This is a genomic window from Conyzicola sp., from assembly GCF_057073975.1.
This window is the reverse complement of record NZ_JBXMIS010000070.1, coordinates 1-9,644: the sequence shown is the minus strand read 5'-3', so window position 1 is coordinate 9,644 and position 9,644 is coordinate 1. Positions and strand designations below refer to the sequence as shown.

General features: G+C 65.5%; 13 protein-coding genes, 1 tRNA gene and 1 pseudogene. 8 read left to right on the top strand and 7 right to left on the bottom strand.

The features are described 5' to 3' along the window. Positions 1-184: 184 nt before the first annotated feature. Together AC14A7_RS06380 and AC14A7_RS06375 are read right to left on the bottom strand one after the other, a co-directional pair. Positions 185-808: pseudogene (locus tag AC14A7_RS06380) on the bottom strand (DUF7125 family protein); the annotation flags it as partial. 9 nt (positions 809-817) lie between these two features. Continuing rightward, on the bottom strand, positions 818-1,558 hold the full coding sequence (locus AC14A7_RS06375) for an SGNH/GDSL hydrolase family protein (protein ID WP_484007328.1): 741 nt from the start codon (positions 1,556-1,558) through the stop codon (positions 818-820). A gap of 72 nt (positions 1,559-1,630) precedes the next feature. On the opposite strand from AC14A7_RS06375, the gene AC14A7_RS06370 reads away from it, so the two are divergent. Then, positions 1,631-1,717: transfer RNA gene (locus tag AC14A7_RS06370), tRNA-Ser, on the top strand. 645 nt (positions 1,718-2,362) lie between these two features. After that, on the top strand, positions 2,363-3,187 hold the full coding sequence (locus AC14A7_RS06365; protein WP_484007326.1) for a M23 family metallopeptidase: 825 nt from the start codon (positions 2,363-2,365) through the stop codon (positions 3,185-3,187). A 439-nt stretch (positions 3,188-3,626) separates the two neighbouring features. Here the strand turns inward: AC14A7_RS06365 and AC14A7_RS06360 are convergent, their stop codons facing one another. The 4 genes from AC14A7_RS06360 to AC14A7_RS06345 form a co-directional block, all read right to left on the bottom strand. Then, positions 3,627-4,049 (bottom strand): DUF6069 family protein, encoded by a 423-nt coding sequence (locus tag AC14A7_RS06360; RefSeq protein WP_484007324.1) that lies wholly within the window; start codon positions 4,047-4,049, stop codon positions 3,627-3,629. Positions 4,050-4,147: 98 nt separating this feature from the next. Beyond that, the gene (locus AC14A7_RS06355; protein WP_484007322.1) at positions 4,148-4,846 is read right to left on the bottom strand and encodes a hypothetical protein; all 699 of its coding nucleotides are present in this window, start codon (positions 4,844-4,846) and stop codon (positions 4,148-4,150) included. Continuing rightward, entirely contained in the window at positions 4,843-5,268 is a 426-nt protein-coding gene (locus AC14A7_RS06350; RefSeq protein WP_484007320.1) for a hypothetical protein, read from the bottom strand. The genes AC14A7_RS06355 and AC14A7_RS06350 overlap by 4 nt, the downstream gene beginning before the upstream one ends. A gap of 73 nt (positions 5,269-5,341) precedes the next feature. Beyond that, positions 5,342-5,803 carry a phage tail protein gene (locus AC14A7_RS06345; protein ID WP_484007318.1) on the bottom strand — a complete coding sequence of 154 codons (462 nt, stop codon included), beginning with the start codon at positions 5,801-5,803 and terminating at the stop codon, positions 5,342-5,344. 107 nt (positions 5,804-5,910) lie between these two features. Between AC14A7_RS06345 and AC14A7_RS06340 the strand changes: the two genes are divergently transcribed. From AC14A7_RS06340 to AC14A7_RS06320, 5 genes are all read left to right on the top strand, one after another. Then, positions 5,911-6,246 (top strand): hypothetical protein, encoded by a 336-nt coding sequence (locus AC14A7_RS06340; RefSeq protein WP_484007316.1) that lies wholly within the window; start codon positions 5,911-5,913, stop codon positions 6,244-6,246. Further along, positions 6,243-7,238, top strand: a complete 996-nt coding sequence (locus tag AC14A7_RS06335; RefSeq protein ID WP_484007314.1) for an isopenicillin N synthase family dioxygenase — start codon at positions 6,243-6,245, stop codon at positions 7,236-7,238. Before AC14A7_RS06340 ends, AC14A7_RS06335 begins: the two co-directional genes overlap by 4 nt. Continuing rightward, positions 7,198-7,404 carry a DUF2975 domain-containing protein gene (locus tag AC14A7_RS06330; RefSeq protein WP_484007312.1) on the top strand — a complete coding sequence of 69 codons (207 nt, stop codon included), beginning with the start codon at positions 7,198-7,200 and terminating at the stop codon, positions 7,402-7,404. Before AC14A7_RS06335 ends, AC14A7_RS06330 begins: the two co-directional genes overlap by 41 nt. Then, positions 7,404-7,625 carry a helix-turn-helix domain-containing protein gene (locus tag AC14A7_RS06325; RefSeq protein WP_484007310.1) on the top strand — a complete coding sequence of 74 codons (222 nt, stop codon included), beginning with the start codon at positions 7,404-7,406 and terminating at the stop codon, positions 7,623-7,625. The genes AC14A7_RS06330 and AC14A7_RS06325 overlap by 1 nt, the downstream gene beginning before the upstream one ends. Positions 7,626-7,748: 123 nt before the next feature. Further along, positions 7,749-8,603, top strand: coding sequence for a trypsin-like serine protease (locus tag AC14A7_RS06320; RefSeq protein ID WP_484007308.1), 855 nt, complete (start codon positions 7,749-7,751; stop codon positions 8,601-8,603). A 24-nt stretch (positions 8,604-8,627) separates the two neighbouring features. Here the strand turns inward: AC14A7_RS06320 and AC14A7_RS06315 are convergent, their stop codons facing one another. After that, entirely contained in the window at positions 8,628-9,527 is a 900-nt protein-coding gene (locus AC14A7_RS06315) for an adenosine deaminase family protein (RefSeq protein WP_484007306.1), read from the bottom strand. Between AC14A7_RS06315 and AC14A7_RS06310 the strand changes: the two genes are divergently transcribed. Next, a partial coding sequence (locus tag AC14A7_RS06310) for a hypothetical protein (protein ID WP_484007330.1) occupies positions 9,435-9,644 on the top strand: 210 nt, incomplete at its 3' end. The genes AC14A7_RS06315 and AC14A7_RS06310 overlap by 93 nt on opposite strands.

The following is a 9,644-nucleotide window of genomic DNA, read 5'->3' as shown; positions in this document are numbered from 1 at the left end:
ATAGATGTTCATCAAAGCAACCTGTACACGACTGAAAACCCTGCAGAATTAATAACGCACCTCTGGATTGTTAGGAGCCACAGCTAAGGCTCGACGAAAACACTCAATCGCTCGCAAAGTATGGCCTTTAATGCGATTGAAATTTCCTATTTGGTTGTACAACTGTACTGAACTTGGCTTGTGAAATCACGGGCAGGTTGCGGTCTTTGCTGATGCGGATGAGGGTCGAGGCCACCTCGCGCACCTGCGACGGCCCACCCGCGAGACCATCGGACATGGATGACGACACGGTCTGCACGGAGTCGACGATCACGAGCTGGGGCTGCACCGCGTCGATCTGGCCGAGGATGGTGGCGAGATCGGTCTCTGCGGCGAGATAGAGCGACGGCTGCAACGCGTGCGTGCGCTCTGCCCGAAGGCGCACCTGGTTGACGGACTCCTCGGCGCTCACGTAGAGCACGCGCTGGCCGGTCGCGGCCGCACGGCTGGCGACTTCAAGAAGGAGCGTCGACTTGCCGACGCCTGGCTCCCCGCTCAGCAGGATCGCTGCACCGGGCACGATGCCCCCGCCGAGCACCCGGTCGAACTCGTCGATGCCGCTCGGCCAGTGGGCGACGGAGTCGGTCGTGATCTCGGTGATGGGCTGGGCGGTGCGGTCGGCGCCGATGCGCACCGCGGCGAGCTTCTGGGTCGGCGCTGCTGCATCCACGACCGTGTTCCACTGCTGGCACTCGCCGCACTGGCCGACCCACTTGGCGCTCGTCCAACCGCACTCGGTGCAGCGGAAGGTGTTGGTGACGCGGGCCATGCGTCGAGCTTAGGTTGACCGACCGATATCGCGGATGCGGTCATCCACCGCCGGGAGAAAAGCCGAGGCCCACACCCGGTAGCCTCGATCGTTCGGGTGGAACAGGTCGCCGGCGAACTGGGTGGTGACGCCCCACAGTCCCTGGCGCTTCATGGCTGCGTGCAATGGCGCAACGGTCAAGCCATGTCTTTTCGCGATGGCCCGCAGCTGCACGTTGGCCGACTTCACGACCCGCTCCGCCGGGAGGAAGTAGAACGTCGGAAGGTCGGCGACGATGGCGTGCGTGGGCAGCTGGCTGAACAACGACTCGAGCTCGCGCTCGAACCGCGCGGCATCGAAGCTCGGGATGTCGTTGGCCCCGATCGACACGGTCACGATGTCGGGGTCGAGCTTCGCGAGGTGCCGCAGCTCCTTCGCGAGTGCGATGCCGACCGTCGCGCCAGAGATGCCGAGGTTCACGACCCGCACGCTGCGCCCGGTCGTCGCGCGGATATGCTGTGCGACGGCCCCGACGTAGCTGCGACCCGGCCTGCTCGCCCCGATGCCCTGCGCGGCCGAGTCGCCGATGGCGACGTAGAGCAGCTCGCCCTCCCGGTCGCGCTGCGACTTCCACCAGTCCGAGTGCGTGGGGATCGCGTTGGTCAGTCTCTCGAACCAGTAGGTGCGGCGGCGGGTCAGCCACCGCATCCAGACAAGGATGCCGGCGACGGCAACGACGAGCGCCGCGATCACGATGAGCCAGGCTTCCACCCGTCAACGCTCGCCGGGCCAGGTGAACGGCAGCTTTAGCCGTCCCCGCGTGAATGTATTAGGCTCTCTCCCGGTACCGTGTCCGCGCGGCCGAAGGTGCAACTCTCGACAAGTTGTGTGGGTGAAAGTCCACCGTGGGTTCAAATCCCACCGGTACCGCGTGTATGACGAAAGCCCCGACCACAGGTCGGGGCTTTCGTCATGCCGGGGTTCTGCGTGGCTATCACGAGTAGCTCGACCAGCGTTCTCGATGTAGTTCCGCCCGAAGTGAAGCGCGTGCTGTGGCGGCTTGGCCGACGCACCGTGAGACTACTGGTGTCGCTCTGAAAGCTCCCGTGAATCCAACGACTCCGGGGTTTCTCCCGTGCCTGTCCCTCTTGGCATCAAACGTAGCCGCCCGACCGCAACCCATAACTCATGTGCAGCCAAGTACTTGTCCCTTCGAGGGCGGCAACCTTTCGGCGGTCGCGCAGCTAGAGCCGGCTCGCAGCATCGTCGAGAGCGCTCGCAACGTTGTTCAGGTCGTCCTCAATCGGATCCGCTTTGAGCGTCCCATGTTGTAGCTGGAGTGGCGCACTCCTCGCGTCAGAAGCAGCCGACTTTGCAGTGTGATCCCAAATCTCTCCGCAATTGGATTCCAATGGCCCCACTGTCACCGGCGGTATCATGGCCGCAAAAATCCCTCCGTCCTCTAGACACTGTGATCGGCCCTGCCCCGTGCCTTCCGAAAGTTCACCCCGGACGTGGATCAATCGCCCCTTATGGGGGGAGGCGAAGGCCGCCCCGAACTGCGACAGTAGCTTCATGAGCCTTTCTCGCCGTACAGTACTGGCCGGAGCCGGGGCTATCGGTTTCCTGTCTGCAGTTGGTTATGACCTCAGGTTCAATGTCCCCTCTGCATCTGCGATTGATTGGGTTCAGTACCAGTACCCGTTCGTGCAGGCCAATGTGTCACAGTACTTCTCGAGCTCCCACAACGGAGTCGATATGCCAAAACCCGAAGGCACGTCAATAGCGGCTGTGGCCGACGGTTCCGTTGCTAGCGGTTCTGGCGTCGTCTTCGGCTTCGACTATGGCTACTGGGCGCTCATTGCTCACGCTGATGGCAAGTCGAGCTTTTACGGGCACATGAAGCAAGCTGCGACTGTCACATCGGGAACGATCACCCGTGGCAGTCAGATCGGTTTGACAGGCAACACGGGCGGAAAAATCGGCCAGGATCCCGATATTGCAATCGGTCAACACTTGCACCTGGGTCTTCGGAACGCGACGGGTTGGGAAGACCCGCTGGCCTGGATCAACTCGCACTTAGGCACTTCATCCAATGCAACAGGAGACGATACAACGATGATTTACATGGCAAACACCTCGTCGACCGACGGATTGATTCAGAACGGCTACGTCTACGTCAACGATGCTTCGGGCCCGCTCCGCGCGCTCAGTTCCCTCGAGGGGGCTGTCTACTTGACTGTGCACACTGGACTGCCGCGCGTCACATGGGGAGGCAACGACATCCGCCAGCTCGTCAAGATTGTCGGGCTCCGTCAGCAGGGCGCTCCTCAGGGGCTGAGCGCTTCTACCGGTGGAATTGGAAACGACGGTCGGCTCACGGGAACGATCGTCTACTAGTCCGCGACGACATCGACGCCAGAACACCTTCGGATAGCCGGGGCGCTCCTATTCGAGCCTCACGCGGCTAAGAGCGCCGCCTCTAGTCTGAGGAGGGTCCGCCGGTCTCTCGCCTGCCACTATTCGACGACAAGTCAGTCTCCGCAACGATCTACGTCCAAATGCAGCCACGCCCGATCACCAATGGGCTCGGCCCGCGGTAGTAGGCGTGTGGCTCGGCTTCTTTCGCGCAAGGTAACTCAGGGAGGCTCAGAAACACTATGGACAGAGGGATGTTCTGGACCCCAGGCGCCCGGGCATGGTCACAATAAGGTTCAAAAATCCCATCCGCTGTTTTGAGTGGACAGTATCAGCGGCCCTACCAGCGTTCTCAACCTTGTCCCGCCGGAAGTGACTCACGCAAGACCACCGGTACCGCGTGTTCCTGCAATGAACGCCGTCACACCGGCGCAATCCGCTGCGACACCGGCACGACCACGGCGGCGACCACGAGGTGCATGAGCATGAGTGCTACCGCGCCCGTCGTCGTTGTGCCGGGAATGAAGCCGATGATCATCAGTGCGATGTCGGGAATGAACGACAGCACCAGCACGAACGGCACGAGCACCTGCAGCACCCGGCGCGGTGACCGGGTTGCCTTCCGTACGATGCGCCATCCGAGATGCCCGACGAGTACGCCGATCACGACGAAGGTGCCGAACACGTAGGGCACGAGCGGCGGGAAGGCGGTCGCGCCGGCCGCGATGGCCGACAGGGCGATGATCCAGGCGGCAACGAACGCCACCCCGATTGCGGCGATCAGGGTGAGCGCCGTAGTGCGGCGAGTGGATGTCGCGGGCAGCTTCTGTGTAGGTGGTGTCATGGCATCGCCGCTAGGGACGCGCGACCACGCACCAGTACTCTCAGCGTTGTGTGCGCCTACTCCTGTGGGATGACGTTGGGCGAGCTCGCGACAGCGGCCTACAACTGCAGCGCCACCGGCACGGAGAGCAGCAGTCCTCCTACGAAGACGGCGAAGCCGAAGGCGATCACGCCGAGCGCGACCCGGCGATCGCGGTTGACGCCGGCAACGCCGAAGAGGAACAGCGAGATCGCGTAGATGAGGGTGGAGTGCGTCATCGTGTCGCTCATGGCGGCATCGGCCTTCGCGTCATCCCGCAGTGCCTGAGCCGTGTTCAGCAGCACTGCCTGCTCCGCATAGATCTCGGGTGCGTAGTCCGGATCGTCGAAGACGCTGAGGTCGGAGCCCTCCTGCTGCGCGGCCACCCAGTCGGTGTACGCAGACCGGAACGCGGGCGAGGCGAGAATGTACAGCAGCAGGTCGCGGTCGGTCGCCGCCGCATCCAGCTCGTCCTGGGTGCGTGCGTCGTCGAACGCGGCGAGGTCGGGATCGCTGCGCACGAGCTCGGAGAACACCTCGAGGTCGCGGTTGTAGACCGTGAACGCCGTCTGGTACGCGGATGCCGCATCGACGGTCGTGCGCTCAGCGCTGGCGATGCTCGCTGCAGCCCGCTCGTCGAACTCCGACGCGGCGAACGAGGAGAAGGTGGTCGTCACCGACACGACACCGAGAAGTGCCGCGGTGAGCACGTCGGTGCGAACCCGGGCGAGGCGCTGGGGGAGTCGCGGGCTCTTTGGCTGCTGCTCCGGCGCCGTCATTCCGCCCGCCGGAAGACCACGAGGTAGACGACCAACGAGGCGATCAGCACCGCGACGGCGAGGATGACAGCGCCGATGAGGGAGAAGGCGATGAGGAGCGCTGACCAGCCACCGCCGGTCACGCCGAGCACCACGCCGACGGCAACGTTCACGATCGCACCGATGGCGCCAGCCAGCAGGCTCACGAGGAGGCGCGTCTTGCGCGGGCGCGCGCGAGCGAGGAGACCGCCGACGATTGCAGCGAGTGCTGTCACCGCGAAGCCGATCCCGGCGAAGCCAACCGCTGTGCGTGGCCCGGCCGAGAGGAAGGCCTCGGCGGGGGTCACGCCGTCACTCAGTTCGAGCAGTGCGAACCCGAGGATGACGAGCAGGGCGGTGACGACGAGCACCGACACGATTTCTGCAGCAGGGCGAAGGGGCATGCGGAGACTCCAGGGCTTGCGGCGGCGCGCGCCGGTCGAGTGAAATCTACTACCCGCCGGCGCTGCGCGGAGGCTAGTGCTTGCCCTTGACGACGAAGAATGATCCGCGGATGGTTCCGGCGAGCTTCGACTTCTGGCGGGCGAACTTGAACGCGGAGAGCTCGTCGGGAACCTCCATGCCGTCAGACAGCTTGAAGCCGACGGCCCGCTTGCCGCCGTCCTCCAGCGCGTAGAGCACGTTGATCGAGAGACCGCTCTCGTAGAAGACGTAGGCCCAGCGCACGCCCTCCACCTCGAACTCCGTTGCCTCGAGCGCGGGCGAAGCGATGTGGATGTCGCGCTCCTCCGCGAGGATGCCCGTCACCCACTCGACGGTGCCAGCCGCATCCGCCGCCGCCTCCGTCACGAACTCGTGGTCGTACTTGGTGCGGAAGTAGCGTGCCTCGTTGGCGCGGAGGCCGGCGAGGGCGTCGGCGACGGGCGAGGTCTCGAGGCCGATGGTCGAGACATTGACGAAGTCCACTGCGTAGCTCATGGTGCCACCGTACCGAGGTGGGTCGTCTCGCACTTCTTCGATCCTGCTCGTGACGGCTCGCCATTCCCCTTTGCTGCGTGAACCGATGGCGCTGCCATGATGGCCCCATGCCTCGAACCGCGATCTACGTCGAGATCGAGATCCGCAGCTCGATGCAGATCGTCTGGCAGCTGACGCAGGATGCGGCGCAGCATCCGCGGTGGGATCTGCGGTTCAGCGACATCACGCCGACCGACGAGCTTGCCGGTGGCGGCTACCGGTTCCGGTATGAGCGCAGCATGCCGTTCCACACCATTGTCGGCACCGGAACCTCGCTCGGCGAGAAGAGCCGGCCCGACGCCACGCGCACCTCGGCCCTGCGCTTCACCACCGCCGACCGCCTCTCGCCGCTCGGCGACACGGGCCGTCACATGCAGGCGTCTCACTGCACAATGGACGAATGACGCTCGAGTCCCTCCCCATCCTTGACCTCTCCGAACTCGACAAGGGCGCGGATGCCGCCGCCGCCTTTCGCACGCAACTGCGCGAGGTCACTCACGACGTCGGCTTCTTCTACCTCGTCGGCCACGGAATCCCCCAGGAGCTGATCGACGAGGTGCTGTCGCTCTCTCGTCGCTTCTTCGCGCTGACGGAGGAGGAGAAGTTCTCGATCGAGAACATCCACAGCCCGCAGTTTCGCGGCTACACCCGCACGGGCAAGGAGCTGACCAACGGCGAGATCGACTGGCGCGAGCAGATCGACATCGGCGAGGAACGAGCCACGGTCTCTGGGGATGAGGACTACTGGCGCCTCGAGGGCCCGAACCTGTGGCCAGAGGCGCTGCCGGAGCTTGAGCCCGCCATCACCGAATGGCGCAGCCAGCTCACCGCCCTTGCGCTCCGGCTGCTGCGCACCTGGGCGGTCGCGCTCGATGCGCCGGAGGACGTGTTCGATGACGCCTTCGCCGAGGATCGAGCGTTCTCGCTCATCAAGATCGTGCGCTACCCCGGAACCAGTCAGGAGGGTGAGGCCCAGCAGGGCGTAGGCGCCCACCGCGACGGCGGCGTGCTGACCCTTCTTCTGGTCGAACCAGACAAGGCCGGCCTGCAGGTCGAGCACGAGGGGGAATGGATCGACGCTCCATCACTGCCCGGCGCGTTCGTCGTCAACATCGGCGAGATGCTCGAGCTCGCCACCGGCGGCTACCTCAAGGCCACGCTGCACCGGGTCGAGTCTCCGCGGGTCGGCACCGACCGCATCTCGATACCGTTCTTCTTCAACCCGGCGCTCGACTCGCGCATGCCGCGGCTCTCGCTGGAGTCTGGCCGTGGCCTGTCGGCCGATCCGACCAACAGCCCCATCCTGGAGACGTACGGAGACAACGTGCTGCGCTATCGCCTGCGGGCCCACCCGAATGTGGCAGCGATTCACCACCCTGACCTGCTGGAGAAATAGCGAGAGGGCTGCCCTGCTCGCCCCGGGCGGAACGGCACCCGGGGTCGTCGGACTCATCGGCGGCTTCGGGCTGGTGGCGGCGGGGGTCGTGCTGCTCGTGCTCGTCATGAGGTCACTGCTGGTGCAGGCTGCGCAGCTGCGCTCTGAGCTCGACGAGGTGGTCTGATGCCGATCATTGTCGACATCGACGTCATGCTCGCCCGCCACAAGATGCCGGTCGGCGCGCTCGCGGAGCGCATCGGAATCTCACCAGCCAACCTCGCGGTGCTCAAGAACGGCCGTGCCAAGGCCGTGCGCTTCACGACCCTCGAGGCACTGTGCGAGGCGCTCGAGTGCCAGCCGGGCGATCTGCTGCGCTGGGAGCCGGATGCCGACGCGCCAGTCTGACGCGCACAGCCCGAAAGCCGCGCACGTTTGTTGCGCACAGCGCAGCTTTGCGGCGAACCGGTTGCCGTGCCCCGAACAGGGGTCAACAATGAGACAGATCTGTTCACTGTTGAAAGGGCATCCATGCGCACGAAGCTCCTCGCCACCGCACTCGCGGTCGCAACACTCACCGGCCTCGCCCTCGCGGCGCCGGCATCCGCGAGCACCGGCGGAGAGGCAGACGGTGCAGGTCACCCCGACGTCGGCCTCATCCTCTTCTACGACGCAGAGGGGCGCTTCCGCTGCAGCGCGACGCTCATCTCGCCGACCGTCGTTGTGACGGCAGCCCACTGCACCCTCGGCACGCTCGGCAAGACCCTGGTGACCTTCGACTCTGTGATCGCAGAGCAGCCCCCGGCACCGTTCCCGGTGGCGGCAGACCCGAGCGTCGGCTTCACGGCGGCAGAGATCGCGGCCGCCGGCTACATCAGCGGCACCGCCTACACGCACCCCGACTACTCCGACTTCACCGACATGGACAACTGGAACGACGTCGGCGTCATCGTGCTGGATGAGCCGCTGGCCAGCCACCAGGCCGGTGGATACACCTCGGTCGCGTCTCTCGCAACGCTCGACGCCATCCCGACAAGCAAGCTCAACAAGACGCTGTTCACGGCGGTCGGCTACGGCACCGAGGTGCGCAAGCCAGAGACCGGCCCGCAGAAGCCGCAGCCGATGAGCTACCCGCTCATCCGTCGCGTCGTCGACATGCCCGGCCAGAAGCTCACGCCGCAGATTCTGCAGACCAACGGCAACCCGAACGACCCGCGCGGCACTGGCGGCACGTGCTTCGGCGACTCGGGCGGACCGGTCTTCTACGGCGGAGAGATCGTCGCGGTCACGAGCTACGGCTACACCTCGAACTGCCGCTACCTCGGTGGCTACCAGCGCCTCGACATCCCAGTCGTGGCCAACTGGCTGGCGACGTTCGGCGTCTAGCACCCGAGGCGGGCCGGGCGGGAGCTATTCCCGTCCGGCCAGTCCGAACCCGTCGCGGATGCGCTGGGCGAGCGCGTTCCGCGTCGACGGCTCGGCGAACAGGGCTGCTGCCGCATTCAGCTGAAACCGCTCGAGGTCGACGAGCGAGTATCCGAAGGCCTGCTGCAGCGCAGCGAGCTCATGGGTCAGCGTCGTGCCGCTCATGAGCTTGTTGTCGCAGTTGACCGTCACCGCGAAGCCGAGGTCGTAGAGCCGGTCGAAGGGATGGTCGGCCATCTCGGTGCCCCACGCGGCGAACACACCGGTGTGCAGGTTGGATGTCGGACTCGTCTCGAGCGTCACCCCCCGATCGCGCACCCACTCGGCGGTTCTCCCCAGCCGCCAGGCGTCGCCGTCGGCGGTGAGATCCTCGGCGATACGCACCCCGTGGCCGAGGCGTAGGGCGTGCCCGTCCTGCAGTGCGGACTGGATGCTGGCTAGGCCATCGCCCTCGCCGGCGTGGATGGTCACCGGCATCCATTCGCGCCGCAGCCGGTCGAAGGTGTCGCTGAACAGCGACGGCGGAAACCCGGCCTCTGGCCCGGCGATGTCGAAGGCGACCACCCCGCTGTCGCGGTAGCGAAGGGCGAGGGTGGCGACCTCGTCGACCCGGTGCTCCTGGCGCATGGCGCTGACGATCTGGCTGACGGTGATCTGGATGCCGTCGGCGGCGAGATCGCGAGTTGCATCCGCGATTCCCGCACTAGCGGCCTCGAGCGCCGCCTCCATGCGGAGGCCCTGCTCCGTCGACTTCTCCGGTGCTCGCGCAGGGAGAGGGAGTTCAGGAGTTACATGTCCGTCTTTCGATCCGCGCTCCTCGTGGGGGCCGTGGTGTGCCCGCCGTTCCTCGGCTCCGTCGGCCTGTGGGATCCGTGGGAAACGCACTATTCCGAAGTGGGCCGCCAGATGTTGGCGCGAGCCGATCTGGTGCACCCGTACTGGGAGCACCACTACTTCTTCTCCAAGCCCCCGCTCGTCCCCTGGCTCGCCGCGCTCGGCCTC

What these genes read in the sequence shown, in the direction of transcription:
- AC14A7_RS06360 (WP_484007324.1), bottom strand. Translation starts at nt 4,049, where the DNA reads ATGACACCACCTACACAGAAGCTGCCCGCGACATCCACTCGCCGCACT.
- AC14A7_RS06345 (WP_484007318.1), bottom strand. Translation starts at nt 5,803, where the DNA reads ATGAGCTACGCAGTGGACTTCGTCAATGTCTCGACCATCGGCCTCGAG.
- AC14A7_RS06325 (WP_484007310.1), top strand. Translation starts at nt 7,404, where the DNA reads ATGCCGATCATTGTCGACATCGACGTCATGCTCGCCCGCCACAAGATG.
- AC14A7_RS06350 (WP_484007320.1), bottom strand. Translation starts at nt 5,268, where the DNA reads ATGCCCCTTCGCCCTGCTGCAGAAATCGTGTCGGTGCTCGTCGTCACC.
- AC14A7_RS06355 (WP_484007322.1), bottom strand. Translation starts at nt 4,846, where the DNA reads ATGACGGCGCCGGAGCAGCAGCCAAAGAGCCCGCGACTCCCCCAGCGC.
- AC14A7_RS06340 (WP_484007316.1), top strand. Translation starts at nt 5,911, where the DNA reads ATGCCTCGAACCGCGATCTACGTCGAGATCGAGATCCGCAGCTCGATG.
- AC14A7_RS06330 (WP_484007312.1), top strand. Translation starts at nt 7,198, where the DNA reads ATGTGGCAGCGATTCACCACCCTGACCTGCTGGAGAAATAGCGAGAGG.
- AC14A7_RS06365 (WP_484007326.1), top strand. Translation starts at nt 2,363, where the DNA reads ATGAGCCTTTCTCGCCGTACAGTACTGGCCGGAGCCGGGGCTATCGGT.
- AC14A7_RS06335 (WP_484007314.1), top strand. Translation starts at nt 6,243, where the DNA reads ATGACGCTCGAGTCCCTCCCCATCCTTGACCTCTCCGAACTCGACAAG.
- AC14A7_RS06320 (WP_484007308.1), top strand. Translation starts at nt 7,749, where the DNA reads ATGCGCACGAAGCTCCTCGCCACCGCACTCGCGGTCGCAACACTCACC.